This is a genomic window from Hominimerdicola alba (genome assembly GCF_900109655.1).
In the GTDB taxonomy this organism is placed as follows: Bacteria; Bacillota; Clostridia; order Oscillospirales; family Ruminococcaceae; genus Hominimerdicola; species Hominimerdicola alba_B.
Window position 1 is genome coordinate 1 of record NZ_FOAT01000026.1, and the last position, 16,452, is coordinate 16,452.

Genomic DNA, 16,452 nt, shown 5'->3' on the forward strand with positions numbered 1-16,452 from the left:
AGCTGTCCGCATGGTTTTCATTTTATTTTGCAACCGTGTCATCTCATCTTCATACTCTTTTGACTTCACAATTTTTTCTTCTGTTGTCAGCTTCTTGTTACTCAATTGCATTCTCCTTTCCTAGAGGGCAATTCTGCCCCTGCTGCATACGCAGCTATTCGCATACGCGAAAGTTTGACAGGGCGGTAAGTTTTGCGAATTTTTTATTCGATAGTCATTACCCACCATAACCCCGTAGGGCGCACTTATACAAACTCTGCGAGTTTGAAGTGCGCCAAAGAGGGAAAACTCCCTCTCTGGACTCTCCCTTATGCAAGCGATACCGCTTTGGTGCCATATGGCATGATGGCGGTTTTGGTTTCATTATCTCGGCTTTGGCTTTTTCGGTGGCGCAGATTTTTGTTGCGTATCGCCCTGTTTGTCCTTTTCATAGTTCTGCTTCCTGAACTGAGTTAGCAGACTAATGGCTTTCTCCTTTACAGACTTTGGTACAAATAATTCGTACTTATCTTGATTGTAGAAAATAAACTCACATGGTACATTGTGACTTTGCAAGTATTTCTCGTACTGTTCCAGCACAGGCATTTTGTCATGTATCGTGAAAGCCTCCGACACCTTACACCCGATATTGGATTCGATATAGTCAATAGTATCCTGCTTATGTTCTGCACGAATAGCCCGCATTTTCTTTTCAAGCTCTGCAATCTCAACTTCAAGATTGCGCCGCCTGATTCTTCTGTTCTTGTTTCCCTTGTCAGTCTTAAAGCCCTTGCGCTCTACAGCACAGACCTCGACACCCAGATGTATCTGCGGTAGGCGGTCAATACCCTGATCTTTATAACTTCGATGATCGACCCGAGCATCCGAAACAAAATATAACTTGTGATTGCACCAATCCGCCCATCGCTCCCGCCACTCCAACAAAAGCTTACGGTCATTCCATGCTCGTTCCTTTTGTGTGAAACCGGACTTGTCAACCTTACGGGTGGTCAGCAGAATATGAACGTGTGGATTTCCATCGTCCTTGTCATGGATAGCGAAATCACAGCACATACCCTTGCTGACAAAACACTGTTCACAGAACTGTCTGACCAAATCGATCTGATCACCTCTCGACAGTTCCCTCGGCAAAGCCGCATTGATGCTTCGAGCGGTTTGGGAGTTCTTGCGCTTTTCGGCACACTCGGCAGCATTCCATAGTTTGGCTCTGCTGCTGTATTCGGGTGGCGCATTCGCAGGCAGCAATATCTCCTTGTGGACAACTTCATGCTTGTTTCGGTAATCGTGAATCTTACCGTCACGCTCATTCTTGATCTTCTCGCCTGCTATGTATGCTGCACTTGCTACGCAACTGCCCCCACTCGTTCGCGTGACCATTTTGACGTTGAAATGATATATTGCTGGTATCAGTCCTCCTTTCGGTTTGGATCAATCTCGATGTATACATACGTTCGATTATGCTTAATATTATAGCACAGACGTTCTAATTTGTCAATAGCTTTTTAGAACATTTGTTTGAAATATATGTTTATACGAATGGATTAGTTAGGCTCGGCATTAATTGTTCTCGCGACAAAGAAAAGTGCAGCAGATTGATTCTTTTCCTTAGTGCTTACTAACTGTAATTTACATCGAGTGATTTTATCTTACGAACTGTTAGACTTGACATCACATGGTATACTTACTACCATATAGTAAAAACTCCCGACAATTCATTGATCAAACTGTCGGAAGTTTTTATAAAAGATATTATAGCCTTACTTAATAATGATTTCAAAGGCTCTACTATTAATTTTGGTCACATCCCATTCACCGTTCACTTTTGCTACAAGAACTGTTTTGTAAGTGCCTGCTAGAATCTTTTTTGATGTGTATGTTGTTGTATCGCCATTAATATAATCCATGACTTTCCACTTGCCTGCTGAATATACTGCAATACCGTACTTTTCAGCACCGTCAACTGGTGTCCAGCTGAGCCTAAACTGTTTACCTTGAATTTCAACAGTCACAACTGGATACTTGTTTGTTACAGGTTTTTCTGCAGGTATAATAACTATCGCGTTTGAAGTGTCTTCACTCCAGACACCGTTTATTCTTGCAAAAACAACGATCTTGTACTGTTCACCCTTGGTAAGACCTTTCAGAGTATATGAAGTATCCGATCCCTGTGCAATGCTAGTCCACTTTCCATTGATATAGCTGCAAACCGCATATTTATCAGCACCATCGACCTTGTTCCATGTAAGCAAGCTTTTGTCTGATTCGGTATCAGCTGTTATATTAATAGTTGGAGCATAATTTACTTTTCTGCCTTTTGTTATTTCATACTGTCCATATGTTTTAGAAAACTCTGATTCAAAAACAAATTTATAATCACGGTTGCTATTATAATCAAAGAAACGTTCAATAGTAAGCCAGTCGTTTGAATACTGACCACCAAAATGGATTAAAAGATTATTGTTATCATTACGCCAGAGTTCCATATTCGATGATTTATAGTCTCTGATTATAATTGTATTATTATCGGTAGAATTAGCAATCACATCTCTGTCATAATTTTTTCCATAGATAAACGTGTTATTACCATGGTCGCCCTGTAAAAAGTCATTTCCTGCTCCACCGTCTAGAACATCAGCACCGCCGCCACCATATATACTGTCGTCATTATTTCCGCCGCTGAGATAAGAACCATCATCTCCGTCACGGATAGTGTCATTTCCATTTTCACCGTATATTATATTTAGACCATTATGTCCGCTAAGCAAATCATTACCTTCGCCGCCGTAAATAAAGTCAATACTTATACCGCCATCAATCATGTCATCTCCGTCATAACCATGGAAGATATTATAACCATCACTTGCTTCAAGATAATTATCTTCGTTAGTTCCATTTATATTATCATAATTATCTTTGTTACAGAATGAAGGTTCTTTTCCATCAAATGATATTTTATATGCAAGCGGATTTTTAAAGTAACCATAAATTGAGACTGAATCTCCTGTTTCTTTATGAATAAGTATCAGACTAAAATTTGCGTCAATTGAAAGACTGTAATCTTCCTCTGTAAAACAATCAGCAAACCAAACTAAATTTACACCATTTATATCTTTTATCGTATCGTTTCCATGACCTGCCTCAATGATATATGTATCATTACCATAGCCGCCGCACAGATTATCATCGCCTTTTCCGCCGTAAAGTATATCATTACCATTTTTTCCGGTCAGATCATCATTTCCGTCCATTCCAAATAAGTAATTTACCTTTGCTATACCGTTAAAATTATTTGCGCCATCTGTACCAATATATGTAAATGATTCTGAACCTGAGATTTCTGCAAGAGTTGCATAGTCATCAGAAAGGGTATTACAGAATGTCTGGAATTCTTTAAAATAGTGAGTGTTGCATCTGCGATCGTAAACACGCAGATAAACACCAAGATTATATATAAGCAGATTAACTTCCGGATCACCGCAAGCAATCATTTCTCTTATAACAGTTGTTAATGGTGTAATATCAAGTTTGTCACCATTTACCATTTTCTGCCTGTATCTGTTAAATTCTGTCTGACAGCTAAGAATACAATAATAAATGTTTTCGATTCGGTTGCATATCTGTTTAAGAATTGCTGCTGCAGGAGCATTTGGATTTTCGCCATCAACACCAACGAATGTTCTTCCCATAAACTGCTCGACCATGTGAAGGTCTCTTGCATCAATATTTCCGCCTCTGCTGTTTGGATCAATATTTTCTGAACCTGTGATCTTATAAAGGTACTGTTTGAGATAATAGCGCTTTACAGCAATATCATCAGCAAAGAGGAAATCCATATAGATCTGAGCTGTTTCACCTGATTCATCTCCATTAATCGCGTCTTCAAAAGAAAGAACATTTCCGCTTGTAGCTACGCCGTTATGTGTAGTTTTTGTTGTATCAACATCAAACCAGAATTCACTGATAGATGTCTTCGAATTATTTAATGTTACATCTGCAGTTTCAGCAATGTAAGTTCCTGTTTCAGTATCACGGTAATTAGTTTTTTTATATTTAACACTTATTGAGATAATTTTTTTATCTTTCAGTGTATGTAGTTCTTCTGATTCTGATTTGCCATTATGATTACTGTCTATCCAAATCAGTAAACTTTGGAAGACGGGATCTTCTTCTGTGATAAGTTTATCATTATTTTCATCAAAGTCACTGAGAGCCTCAAATCCGGATTTAGAAATCTCTCCGTTTGAAAGAATAAACTGGTCGCCAAATAATTCGCTTCCGTTATCAATTATACTATTTCCATTGACATCCAAAGCAAGGAATCCATCTTGAGTTCCGATCCACGCTGTTTTTTCCTCAAAGCCGTTGTTGTCAAGGTCAAAATTAACGCCATCTTCAAGAGTTGTCAGTTCTATTCCTTTAGCACCAAAATCAATTGCAAGAGGATCTCTTGGTGGAGCAACCTTTCCTGCATTTCCATAGTTATCCTTTTCATCATGGATGTCGTCGGTTAGTTCATCTTCCTCATCATCTTCCTCATCATCTTCCTCATCATCTTCTTCATCATCTTCCGCATAATCCTCACCATAAACATATTTCATAAATTGATCTTCATAACCATAACCAGCAAAAGCAGGTAATGCAAATTCCATTGCCTCCCTAACAGTAAGTTCACCGCGTTTAAGTGCAGCAATAAGCATCGAAGGTTTCATAGAAGAGTATTTTTCTAAAACTACAGCTATTGCCGTAGCAGTCGTCACCGTTGCAATACCAATTACAGCAGGATTTGTTATAGCTTCTATAAACCGATCACGCCAAGCCGCCTCTTTGTCATCAACATAATGATTATTTGAACCTTGATTAGTATTATATTCCTCTTTTTGGTTTAAACTTAGATTCCAATTGTATGAATAACCATTCTGCAGCTGTTTGTTGCCAAAACCTTCATTTTTATTTTTTAATATATCCTTTAATTTTGCTAATTCATCAGCGAATAGTTTTGCTAAAGCAGGGTTGGGGGCGGACTTACTTCTTACAACGTTCGCCCTCTCAAAGTTATAAATAATCAGTGAGTCCTTTGTAACACGATACTCATATTCGTAGGTTACAGTTTCTGACCATTCAGTTACAAGATCTGTACAAATATAATATGCATTAAATGAAGATTCTCCATCGGCAATAATATCTGGTGTTGCTTTTTCACCAAATTTGTAAGGATGGACTCCTGTTAATTCATTAACACCATAATATACGTATCTGGCAAGCTGTAAAACACCAGCCGTATAATTTTTTTTCCAGTACGAGTAGGGCTTAACTTCCCAGAGACTTATACTATCATCATTATCATCATTTTTCGCATAAATATCTGCACGTCCAGACGATTTAGATGGTTTAGATACTTTTACGTCTTCTTTTTCTTTATCTTTAACTATGGAAATAGTAGGCGGAGTTATCGTTTTATCATATTGTATAGGCAATTCTCCTTCATTGATTTTACCTCCGTGTTTTTTCCAAATATCATCCTGTACTCTTCTATGAATTTCACCAGGACTAAGCTGATCAGTAACGATAAGTGTTTTCCATTTACCTCTTTGTTCAGCGCTTGAAGTTGCATCAAAAACGAAATCTTGTATATGATCCATCAAATTCTCATCGTCTATGATGCCTGTTACATTGTGAAAATGTTCACTTTCAAATTCATCAGTATAAAAAAGAAATCTATATTTGGGAATTAGAGAATCAATATTATCTGCCTTTGCTCTTAATTCAGCAAATGGAATTTGCTGAATTAGCATTACTAAGGCAAGTAACATACCAATAGATTTAAGAATGTGTTTTTTTAATTTCATATTTTTTCCTTTCACTTTAATTAGGAGATAATAAATTTTTCAATCATAAGACCTTGTATTTTCTGAGCAACTCGAGGTTGTGCGCCTTTCGCTTTGCAAGTTCTTCCATTGTCTGGTTATGTATTTCTTCATCTTCAAGAAATGTCTGCACTCTTTGACGTGATTCATTATACCGCTGTACAAATTCTGCACGATTTTGTGATATTTTTTCCTGTGAAAGATTGGAACTTTTACTTGCTTCCTCCCTTCGTTTCAATACAGCTAAGTATCGCTGTTCAAGATCAGCCAACGGATCATCTAAAATATACCGGATAACTGTATCAGCGAATGGTGCGACAATAGATTCATTTATTGGCAATGAAATAACCGAAATATGATTCAAAAATGTACATTCGTCATAATCTGCCACATCTTTAAGCGTTTTAACATTATCCAGAACAGGGAGTATCCATGTCATAGTTGCATTCAATGAATCCTGAACAGCGTCTGATAATGGCATATAATCTGCATAGTATTTAAAAAAGCCTTTATCAAATGGCTTGTCCGATACATGCCAATTAAGATAAAATTCCTTTAAACGTTTATACCATATTTCGTTTTGTCTGAATGTGCGGTCAATACAAAGATCTTTGCGGTAAACAGTGGCGATTGCGCCAAAGGGTACCAGCTGATTTTTCATATCATGGATACCAACAATATGTATGATCTCATCGTTGATAACACGAACGTACAGTGGCATACGAACTTTTGGCTTTTTGAAGCCTAATGGTTCAAGTGCCTCACCATAGATCTGCGTAAACAAAGTGTTTAACGTCGGCTTTTTTTCTTCAGCCTTTTTAAAACTGAGTTTTAGTATACTTTCGTCATTTCTTATGCCGAGTTCATCACTATCAGCAAGCATATCCACGCCAAAAAGCGATGATATTTTGCTAAGTCTTTCATCAGCCATGAGATCACTTTCGCCGGTCAACTCAATGAGTTTTTGGATATCTGCTTTGTTATTCAGCAGTGGTTTCCAGCATTCGGGCTTTATTTCATTATTTCCCATGCCGTAGATCTCACCATCGCCCACAACGATCCTATCTGCACTCTCTCCTGTTTTGTCAAAGATTTCAAGTACTGCGATATCGCTGTCTGTTACTTCCTCGGTAATACACGGAAGTTTCATGCTTTTTGAAACAGCCTTGGCATCATTAAAAAGCGCTCTTGAATCATCACTGCTGTCCATATCAGCAAGAGTTGCCCACTGCTGATCAACAGATAACGCAATGATATAAGTTTTCACGGCTTCACCGTCATCACATGGCACGAAGCCTTTCTTTTTCATATATGCGTTGATACCTTTGACAAATTTTTCTTTGTCCTTGATTTTAAAATGCACAGTATGAAAAAAGTTTCCCATCAAAAATTCCTCCTCCTATAATATTTGCAGACAAAGTGTCATGCTCGATTAGTATATCATAATTGTTATATCTTTGTCAATGTTTATTAATTATGGTATAATTTGGTTATAATATTAGATTTTAGTAAAATGTGATAATATAGTATTCTGGTTGAAATTATATAATATCCTATGCAGATTGTCGATTGAGAATCTACAGTGATAGATTCCTCTAGACATAAAATAACCCCTTAGAGGTTCACACGTTTTCACGCGTCTATTCTAAGAGGATTATTTTATAAAATGTGACTATTGATCCGCTGTATCGTCTGTATCAATTGTTTCGGTATGGATAGATTACTTCTTTATCGATAGTCAGATAAAGCTCTCTTCCTTGGCAGTTAACCGCCGGTTTATTGTTTCAGATATTTTTCTTATAAATAACATTCAGTCCCTTTAACAGCAGGTCTTCATCAAGGATGATATCCCTGCGGCAAAGTGGTACTACTGTGCCCGCCAGTCCGCCTGTAGCTATTACTGTGCATTTCTGTCCCAGCTCTTCTTCGATGCGCTCTACCATGCCGTCGATCGCTCCCGCATTGGAGTACATAAGTCCGCTTTTAAGGCAGTCAACGGTGTTGGTGCCTATTACGTGCTTCGGCTTTTCAAAGGCGAATTTAGGCAGCTGTGCAGTTCGGGATATGAGGGCTTCGGATGAAACTGCCATGCCTGTTACTATCATGCCGCCGAGGTAGCGCTTGTTCTCGTCGATGACGGAGAGGGTGGTAGCTGTGCCCATGTCTATGATTATCATGGGGGCGGGGTACTCGTTGATACCTGCAACAGCATCTACCACAAGGTCGCTGCCCAGCTGTGCGGGGTTGTCTATCACGATGGAGAGCCCTGTTTTCAGCCCTGGACCTATCACCATTGGTTTAACGCCTATGAGCTTGCGTACAGCCGCGGAGAAAGTCGCGGTGATGGTGGGAACGACTGAGGAGATTATGGCGCCGTCTATCTTATCGGGGTGGATATTGTGCATCTCCATAGCGGTCTTGATATTTGCAGCATATTCAAGGTCGGTGGCGAGCTGATTTGTGTATATCCTCTCGCGGAAAAGTATATTGTCGTCCTCGATACAGCCGAGTACTATGTTTGTATTGCCTACGTCTATTGCTAAAAGCATTGGTATGCCTCCTTGTTTATCAATGACTATCCCTTTAGCACACCACTTAAAATGCCGGAATAACAGGTATATATTATGCTGACGTTATCATTTCCCCCGCCACAGGCGGGGGAAATGATAACCACCAAACGCTCATTAAATTACTTGGATCGTTTTTAAGGCAGGTGTGTCAGCGGGATAACCATATTTTATCAATGATACGATTATTTTCGCCTTAAACATTTTAGCACAAATACGCTGATAAGTCAACAGAAAAAAGGACGGCTCAGTGCCGTCCTTTGATATATCAGTGAGCTGATGCTTTTTTCTTGGGAGCATCGATAAGTCTTGCTTTTGAAAGTGCCAGCGCAACGCCTGAAGTAATAACTGTGCAGGATATCCACTCGATAGCCACATTGAGTGTAACAACAGCTATTATGAACAGCACGAGGTTCTGATGACCCTCCATGCCCTTTACGGTCTCAGAATCGCCGAACATCATCAGCAGTGTGCTCATGAAGAATATGGTGTTCAGAAATGCAACGCTGAAGCCTGCGATGCCGCCGGATATGGGCGCGGGTACCTTTATGGTCTTCAGAACTTGGGCGATAGTACCTGCGAGAAGTCCTACAAGAATTCTTGGAACTACGCAGAGTATCACAGTTCTCACGGGGCTTATGTTAGTGAGGGCTACCATGAGTGCGCTGGGGTTTGCGAAAGCCATGATAGCGCTGGTAACGCCGAATGAAAGTCCTGCCAGTGCGCCGCCCTTGGGTCCCAGTGCGAAAGCTGCGATGCCTACGGGGATAGTTATGAGTGCGATCGAGAGAGTACCGGTCTTGATGTACCCAAAGGGAGTAAGTCCCATAATAAAGATGATAGCGGTCATGACACCCATGAGCACCAGATTTTTAGTTTTGTTAGTTCTTTTCATATTGATTTCCTCCTTGTTAATATCCCGCTATGTGGGGCGGGTACATTACAAACGGGTGAAGGCTCTTCCTTTCACCGATGATATTATAGCACATATCTCCCGAAAAAGCTATATATTTTCGTATATTAATATTTACGAATTTTGATGACGCGGCGGTTACAGGGTTGTGCATAATGTCAGCGCTGAGAGTGCGCTGAATAGGGGTTTCGGAGAGTTTGCAACAGGGCATGGGCGGAGAGATATCTGAAAAATAATCGGCGGGGATACTTGCAAACATCTGCGGGATATGGTATGATACAAGGGTAGGTAGCGAGTAAAAGAACCTCGGCTGGCGGGGATTCTGATATCGCCAATTGAACGATTTGTCACGCCCTCGCGGGTGCATCGCTATGAAGTCGCGGTTATGGTTTTGCTGGCGCACACAGTCAACAAAGCTGACTGTTGGGGGTATGGGGGACTGACGGTGACTGCGTCGACCGTTGCCCCTCATTTAAATAATATGTTAAACTGAAAGTTTCGGCGGCGGGTGAGAGTTAAATAACGGCAAGTCAAGCACCCGAGTATTCGTTTCAGTTACTGCGCAAGGAGAATAAAACTTCGCAAAATGGCAAACAGCGACCCGCGGCGCGTTGGCGCGGGAGTGAACGCAGCGAGGAACGAGCGCAGTGAACGAAGCGGCAACTGTATCCGCCGCGGCTTCGCGCGGGGTATGGGGCAGAGCCCCATTTGAGATAGGAGGATAAAAATGGCTAATCCGATATTGCCTTTATGGGAGTACATACCTGACGGTGAACCGAGGGTCTTCGGGGACAGGGTATATCTTTACGGGTCGCATGACAGGGTCTCTTGCGATAAGTTTTGTGACTACAAGCTGAAAGTGTGGTCGGCACCGATAGATGATCTTAATAACTGGGTGTGCCACGGTGACAGTTTCAGAACTAAGGACGGCGGGGAACGTCCCGCGGATACGGACTGGACGAGGAACGAGTGCTATGCGCCCGATGTTATCGAGAAGGACGGGAAGTACTATCTGTATTCGTATATCGTCGGGTCTAAGGGGGCTGTGGGTGTATCCGATAAGCCCGAGGGTCCTTTCAAGGCGCTGGGACAGTATATCTACGGTGAAGATGTTGAAGTCGGGGACGATGGTATCTTCAACGATGCTGGCGTGCTGGTGGACGATGACGGTCGGGTGTATGTGTACTACGGTTTTGAGGGTTCACACATGAACGAACTCGACCCCGCGGATATGAGAACGGTCATCAAAGGAAGCTATATGCACCCTGTTATGCCCGATACGATGGATATTCCCGAGGAGCGGAGATTTTACGAAGCAAGTTCCCCCAGGAAGATAAACGGCAGATACTATCTTATATACTCACCCCGCCAAGGAAGCCGGCTGGCTTACGCCATGAGCGATTCGCCGAGAGGACCTTTCGAGTACAAGGGGTACATCATCGACAACGGTGTTGACTATCCCACGGGAAACAATCACGGGTCGGTGGCTTGCATAAACGGGCAGTGGTATGTGTTCTACCACAGAATGACCAACAATACTATAATGTCCCGCCGCGCCTGTGTTGAGCGTATCGAGATACTTGAAGACGGCACTATCCCGCCTGTTGAGATGACTTCTCTGGGATTTGAGAAGTCCCTTGACCCTTATAAAGTAACGCCTGCGGAGATAGCCTGCGTGCTGAAAGGCGGATGCTTCATCACGGAGAAGGATATCTTCACCAGGGTTATAACCAATATCACCGAGGGCAGTGTGTTCGGCTACAAGTATTTCGATTTCGGCGATGATTATACGGGTGACAGCATTACTCTGGCGATGAAAGTGCGGGGCATGGGTGTGAACTGTCAGGTGAAAATTCTGCTTGATGCTGAGGACGGCGAGGAGATAGGCGAGCTGGCTATCGGTACAGCGGACGGCGTTTACAGGTGCAAGGTGAAGAACATCACAGGAAGACACGCGGTGTTTTTCAAAGCATATCACGGTATCGAGGGCTGGATGAAGCCTGCATTTGACAGCAGATGTCTGTTTGAGGCGGAGAGTTTTTGTGTTTTGAAGTAGGGGGATTCGACGAATAGAAGCGCGGGAACAAATTGGCGCACCAAACAGACTATGCCGCGAATAGAGCTTTGGGTCAAGCCTTTCGCGAAAGGCTTGCGGATGAGCACACAGTCAGCAAAGCTGACTGTTAGAGGCAGAGCCTCTCGGTCAAGGTGCAAAGCCAAAATGCATTGCAAACTATAAGAGAACAGCGAACTACCGCCCAAATAGGCGCGGCAATAACAAAAATCCGAGCGTGGACAAATCTTTTGTCCACGCTCAAACTATGTGCGGAATATATTGCCGCGCCCGAAATCAACGGCGATAGCTCGTTGATTTCTCGACCCGAGGAATGAGGGGCGAAAGCTCACAAACTGACGACCACAACAAATGTCCGACTATACCGACAAAGTCCTGATTTTTGGACTAATAGCACTGTCGGACAGGTATCTATATCTGAATCAAACAGAGTGCGGTTCGGTTATCCTACGTACTGCGGTAGCCAAGGTCGCCCCTTGCGGGGCGAGTCATCGGAGACGCTGTCGCTGTCCGATGACGGGCGCGGCAATATATTTACGGACATAGTTTGAGCGTATGCAATAGTTTCGCATACGCTCGTATTTTTGTTATTGCTGCGCCTTATTTGGTCGATAGTTCGCTGTACTATTTATTGCTTTGTTGCCGCGTCGCTTTTGCGCTTGACCGAGAGGCTCTGCCTCTAACAGTCAGCTTTGCTGACTGTGTGCTCATCCGCAAGCCTGCTAGCGCGAGGCTTGACCGCGCGCTTTGTCTCTTTGGCAGTTCCCCCTACTTTTTTCTCTTAATCCCATTCAACCCTTTCTCTCTCATTATCTCAGGATAATCCTTATAAGCCCTGTCACAATCGCAATCCCCGCTTACTCCCCTCACCCTGCCGGATGAAGTGTACTGCCACATACCATAAGCCATATCATAAGGCGGCTTTTCCACCCCATATGCCGCCACCCACACATCATACCTCTCCCGACACTTAACAGGCACTTTCTCCGTCAGAAAATTCGCATAGCTGTAAACCGCCGCATAATACCCCGCTTTTTCCAGCTTATCGCAGAAAGCATCCACCATATCACCAATCACTTTCTTCGACAGCCCTCTCTGCGACTTATCCTCGATATCATAGCAAAGCGGATATTCAAAGCTTTTTCCCTTAACCGCCTGCAAAAACACTTCCGCTTCCTGTTCAGCTTCATGGGCGCTGACTGCATAGGAATACCAATACGCCCCCACATCCAGACCCGCCGCCTTTGCCCTGCGGTAGTTCTCCTCAAAACAGCTGTCTTTCTGCGAGATATACCGACCGTACCCCGCATTTATCATCACGAACCTATACCCCGCCCCCCTGACTTTTTCAAAGTCCACATCACCCTGCCATTTTGAAACATCTATCCCCTTAACAGCCATAGTCTTCTCCTTTCTATATGTCGTTTAATTTACTTCACAGCTGGATATAATATACCTGTCCCCTAACCCCTCGCGCCCACCTGACAAAATCTTTTACCATGGGGCACACGCAGGGGCAGTGGACAGGTATAATTATTTGAAACGTATTCTTCCCCCCGCCTGCGGCGGATGAAGAATACCGTCACTATTGATATTGTCTGTAAAAAGTTTGTATAAAACGTTGTGGCAGCGAGATAAACATATTTACTATCAACTCTAGGGCAGTATCCTCACCCTGAATACATCTGACTTGAACACCAGCACCTCGCCTCCCTCAGCTTTCAGCGCCCGAAACTGCGCATCTATCTCACCGACCTCCGACAGCATATCACCATCGGGGGCAATCTCGCCCCCGTAGATCTGTATCACCCTCTGTGTGCTGCCGTAGTCCAGCACTATATCATAATATGCGCCCTCGAATTTCGGGTGAATCACCCTGTGCACCCTCAGACCGTTCTCGTTTTTATGACCAAGCACATTCCCCCGCGGCAGACTTACCCGCCCGCAGTCATCTATCGCAATAAGCATACTATACCTCCTTCTGACCGTACCTGTCGTCATAGCACATCACCGTTGTGGTAATGCCTTTCCCGCCCCCGACCACTTTCACGTAGTTTATGTTCTTCCCTGTCAGCGTGCTTTCACCCGATGCCTTGTCCATCAGGTCTTCACCAAGCCAGCCCATATATGTCATGCCCACTTTCCTGACCCCCTTGTTTGAATAGTCCAGCTTGTGCTGAAGCCCCACCTGCGGGTCATAAAGCCACTGCATATCCAGCGGATAGTACCTTGTCCTTACGATACCCATTCTTGCCGCCGAAGCATCATGTGCCTCATAGGGATAGGTGTCCCCCAGTTCTTTCATGTAAACGTCCGACAGCAGATATCTGCTGTCCAGCGCACTCACCACTGAAAGCTTCTTCACCCCCGAATAATCAATGACCCTCTGTGTGCCCGCTGTCATTCTCACGGTGTTCAGCCCGCTGACAAAAGGGTACAGACCTGTCGCCTTTATGCAGTAAGCCACCGCCGCTTCCCACACCGTTGAACCCTCGTTGATGTATATGTTCCCCACCACAGGGGTAGGGTCTTCGTAGCTTATGTAGGCGCTTGTCAAATTCGCCTGACAAAGGCTTTTCAGCGTGACATTTGTATTTATTCTCGGATAAGGCTCGTTCTGCGCCAAAAGCAAAGTATACCCCCGCGAACTTACCCTCACCTTATACCCTCTCCCGAATCTCTCTATACTCACCTCGTCCGCCAGACCGCTGTGTATCTCAGTACCCCCAAGCCTGACCCTCACCCCCACAACATCAAGGGCTGATATATCGGACACACCGTCCTCGTAAAACACCCCGCTGAATCTGGTATAAGGCACATACAGCGCCTTTTCAAACACAAACCCAAGACACCGCCCGAATACCCTCACCGCAGTACCGCTGCCCATGTCCACATCAAGCTGTAAAATGCAATCCATTCTCCATCTCTCCTTTCCCGAACTTTTAAGTAATGATGGAACTTTCTCCCGCCTGCGACGGGGAAAAAGCCCGCAAAACAGCAATTTCAATGCCATTTACTCATATCTCATACCCACCGAATCTCAGCCTGTACACTCCCCCGACTTCTCCTCGTTTCTCCGTCAGCACCCCCTCGCGGAGTATCATCGCCCCGTAACTCCTGCCGTCCGCAACCACAGTGCTTACGTCCGAAGCAAAATCCTCGATGATACCCTGCAACACCGCCCTCTCGTCAGGGGCAAATCTCCCCACAGCCAGTATCTCCAAACCCTCCGAGCCGTTAGTCCGAAGATCTATCCCACCCCCGACTTTCACATATTCCACCTGAGTATCTTTCCTGAATATGCTCACCGCTTCGGGATAAAGCGTCCTCGCCCCAAGCACCAGAGTATGCCCCGCAGGTGCCGCTATCTCAAATCCCATCAGACCACCCCGCTATCTTCCGAAACCTGCTTCATGCACACCCCGAACACCACTTTCATCTCTCTCACCAGCCTCATGCTCTGCATATCTCTCCCCGATGCTCCAAGCTCCACCGTCACCGCGCCGAAATCCCTTATCATCGCCGCCCCCGCACAGGCTTCAAAGCACCTGTCATCAAAGCTGTTATGATCACCGAATCTTCCCGCCTTGCCCATCAGCTTCACCCTGAATACTATCTCCCCCGATACCGCTGCATCCCCCGAATCTATCCGCTTTCCCGCATCCACCAGCCTTACACTGTCAAGCGCCCATACCGCAGTACAGCCCTCAACATCTCCCAGAACGATGTCCGTGTATTCCTCCATCGCCGAAAATCCCGCACTTTCAAGTACCTCTGCCAGAGCTTCCTTTATCTCCCCAAGCCCCAGACTGTCCGCTGTCATTATCATCATTTTTATTCCTCCTCACATAGTCTCAAACATGAACCCGCCCCCGGGCATAAGCCACTCGATACGCGCCATAGCCTGCTTTTTAAGCTCCGCAGCCGCATCTATCCTGTGGCTGAAATCCCCGTTGATATCCGCACTTCCCGCGATAGTCACCGCATTCTGTTCACGGCAAGCCTCGCGGCAGACATAGTCATACACCGCCATACAAGCCGCCGCATATTCGCAGGCTGGCACATCGTCCCAGGATACCCTGTCAACGTCCAGACTGTATTCCACAGCCTTCAAAGCCTCCGCCACCAGTTTCTCGACCTCGGCGGTTTTGTCATTCCTGCACCCGCTCAGCTGATAAAAGCTGAGAAGCACCTTGTCAAAATCAAGCATATATACTCCTTTCCGCCCCAAAGGGCATTTCAGTTTTATAAACGGCAGTACAAGCGGGATATGCCAAGGAAGAGAGCTTTTGGTCAAGCTTTTCGCGAAAAGGTCCTAACGCCGGACGGGCGGATTTCGCGGCAACAAACCAGCCCACCAAACAAACTATGCCGCGAATCAAAGCGCGCGGTCAAGCCTCGCGCCAGCAGGCTTGCGGGAGTTTGAGGGCAGAGCCCTCAACTCAAGGCGCAAAACAATCGCCCCCACCCCAAAAAGCAATAGCAGACTAACTACCGTCCCAAAAGGCGCGGGCAATCCCAAAATTCCGAACGTGCGCCAAACTGATCCCCCGCACAAACTAAGTCCGTAAATATTGCCCGCGCCCGCTGTCAAACAGCGAAGCGTCTTTGACAGCTCGACCCGAGGAACGAGGGGCGACAACTCGCAAACTATTGACCACAAGCAAATGTCCGACTACACAAACAAAGTCCTGATTTTTGGACTAATAACACTATCGGACTGATATCTGCTTCAAGCGTTACAGAGTGCGGCACTCTTATCATAAGTACTGCGGTAGACGTTTTGTCGCCCCTTGCGGGTCGAGTCATCGGAAACGCTTACGCTGTCCGATGACAGGCGCGGCAATAATTTACGCGGATAGTTTGAACGTGGTCATTGGTATTGTTCACGCACGATTTTTTGTTATTGCCGCGCCTTTTTAGGGTCTGAAGTCTGTTTCGCTCTTATAGTTCGCTTTGCATTTTGGTCTTGCGCCTTGGTGATTGAGGGCTCTGCCAACAGTCAGCTTTGCTGACTGTGCAAACATCCCGCAA

At 44.6% G+C, this 16,452-nt stretch carries 12 protein-coding genes; 1 reads left to right on the plus strand and 11 read right to left on the minus strand.

Annotation, left to right across the window (positions count from 1 at the left end; genetic code table 11):
* Nucleotides 1-363: 363 nt before the first annotated feature.
* The 5 genes from mobQ to BMY75_RS16420 all read right to left on the minus strand — a co-directional run bounded on the left by mobQ (nt 364) and on the right by BMY75_RS16420 (nt 9,326).
* On the minus strand, nt 364-1,410 hold the full coding sequence (gene mobQ / locus BMY75_RS16400) for a MobQ family relaxase (RefSeq protein ID WP_347500249.1): 1,047 nt from the start codon (nt 1,408-1,410) through the stop codon (nt 364-366).
* Between the two features lie 347 nt (nt 1,411-1,757).
* Entirely contained in the window at nt 1,758-5,846 is a 4,089-nt protein-coding gene (locus BMY75_RS18130; protein WP_074836087.1) for a hypothetical protein, read from the minus strand.
* 43 nt (nt 5,847-5,889) lie between these two features.
* Nucleotides 5,890-7,248, minus strand: coding sequence for a hypothetical protein (locus BMY75_RS16410; protein WP_074836090.1), 1,359 nt, complete (start codon nt 7,246-7,248; stop codon nt 5,890-5,892).
* Nucleotides 7,249-7,648: 400 nt separating this feature from the next.
* Entirely contained in the window at nt 7,649-8,413 is a 765-nt protein-coding gene (locus tag BMY75_RS16415) for a type III pantothenate kinase (RefSeq protein ID WP_074836093.1), read from the minus strand.
* Between the two features lie 286 nt (nt 8,414-8,699).
* The gene (locus BMY75_RS16420) at nt 8,700-9,326 is read right to left on the minus strand and encodes an ECF transporter S component (protein WP_074836096.1); all 627 of its coding nucleotides are present in this window, start codon (nt 9,324-9,326) and stop codon (nt 8,700-8,702) included.
* A 745-nt stretch (nt 9,327-10,071) separates the two neighbouring features.
* On the opposite strand from BMY75_RS16420, the gene BMY75_RS16425 reads away from it, so the two are divergent.
* Nucleotides 10,072-11,400, plus strand: a complete 1,329-nt coding sequence (locus tag BMY75_RS16425) for a family 43 glycosylhydrolase (RefSeq protein WP_074836098.1) — start codon at nt 10,072-10,074, stop codon at nt 11,398-11,400.
* Between the two features lie 786 nt (nt 11,401-12,186).
* Here BMY75_RS16425 and BMY75_RS16430 read toward each other — a convergent pair.
* From BMY75_RS16430 to BMY75_RS16455, 6 genes are all read right to left on the minus strand, one after another.
* Nucleotides 12,187-12,819, minus strand: coding sequence for a glycoside hydrolase family 25 protein (locus BMY75_RS16430; protein ID WP_074836101.1), 633 nt, complete (start codon nt 12,817-12,819; stop codon nt 12,187-12,189).
* Between the two features lie 255 nt (nt 12,820-13,074).
* A complete protein-coding gene (locus tag BMY75_RS16435; RefSeq protein WP_074836103.1) occupies nt 13,075-13,386 on the minus strand; it encodes a hypothetical protein in 312 nt (103 codons plus the stop codon).
* Nucleotide 13,387: 1 nt separating this feature from the next.
* Nucleotides 13,388-14,335: a hypothetical protein gene (locus tag BMY75_RS16440; protein WP_074836106.1), complete on the minus strand. Its 948-nt coding sequence runs from the start codon at nt 14,333-14,335 to the stop codon at nt 13,388-13,390.
* A 100-nt stretch (nt 14,336-14,435) separates the two neighbouring features.
* Nucleotides 14,436-14,798: a hypothetical protein gene (locus tag BMY75_RS16445; RefSeq protein WP_074836109.1), complete on the minus strand. Its 363-nt coding sequence runs from the start codon at nt 14,796-14,798 to the stop codon at nt 14,436-14,438.
* Nucleotides 14,798-15,250: a hypothetical protein gene (locus tag BMY75_RS16450; protein ID WP_074836112.1), complete on the minus strand. Its 453-nt coding sequence runs from the start codon at nt 15,248-15,250 to the stop codon at nt 14,798-14,800. The genes BMY75_RS16445 and BMY75_RS16450 overlap by 1 nt, the downstream gene beginning before the upstream one ends.
* Nucleotides 15,251-15,262: 12 nt before the next feature.
* Entirely contained in the window at nt 15,263-15,628 is a 366-nt protein-coding gene (locus BMY75_RS16455; protein WP_074836115.1) for a hypothetical protein, read from the minus strand.
* Between the last annotated feature and the right edge of the window lie 824 nt (nt 15,629-16,452).

What these genes read in the sequence shown, in the direction of transcription:
- BMY75_RS18130 (WP_074836087.1), bottom strand. Translation starts at nt 5,846, where the DNA reads ATGAAATTAAAAAAACACATTCTTAAATCTATTGGTATGTTACTTGCC.
- BMY75_RS16410 (WP_074836090.1), bottom strand. Translation starts at nt 7,248, where the DNA reads ATGGGAAACTTTTTTCATACTGTGCATTTTAAAATCAAGGACAAAGAA.
- BMY75_RS16415 (WP_074836093.1), bottom strand. Translation starts at nt 8,413, where the DNA reads ATGCTTTTAGCAATAGACGTAGGCAATACAAACATAGTACTCGGCTGT.
- BMY75_RS16420 (WP_074836096.1), bottom strand. Translation starts at nt 9,326, where the DNA reads ATGAAAAGAACTAACAAAACTAAAAATCTGGTGCTCATGGGTGTCATG.
- BMY75_RS16425 (WP_074836098.1), top strand. Translation starts at nt 10,072, where the DNA reads ATGGCTAATCCGATATTGCCTTTATGGGAGTACATACCTGACGGTGAA.
- BMY75_RS16430 (WP_074836101.1), bottom strand. Translation starts at nt 12,819, where the DNA reads ATGGCTGTTAAGGGGATAGATGTTTCAAAATGGCAGGGTGATGTGGAC.
- BMY75_RS16435 (WP_074836103.1), bottom strand. Translation starts at nt 13,386, where the DNA reads ATGCTTATTGCGATAGATGACTGCGGGCGGGTAAGTCTGCCGCGGGGG.
- BMY75_RS16440 (WP_074836106.1), bottom strand. Translation starts at nt 14,335, where the DNA reads ATGGATTGCATTTTACAGCTTGATGTGGACATGGGCAGCGGTACTGCG.
- BMY75_RS16445 (WP_074836109.1), bottom strand. Translation starts at nt 14,798, where the DNA reads ATGGGATTTGAGATAGCGGCACCTGCGGGGCATACTCTGGTGCTTGGG.
- BMY75_RS16450 (WP_074836112.1), bottom strand. Translation starts at nt 15,250, where the DNA reads ATGATGATAATGACAGCGGACAGTCTGGGGCTTGGGGAGATAAAGGAA.
- BMY75_RS16455 (WP_074836115.1), bottom strand. Translation starts at nt 15,628, where the DNA reads ATGCTTGATTTTGACAAGGTGCTTCTCAGCTTTTATCAGCTGAGCGGG.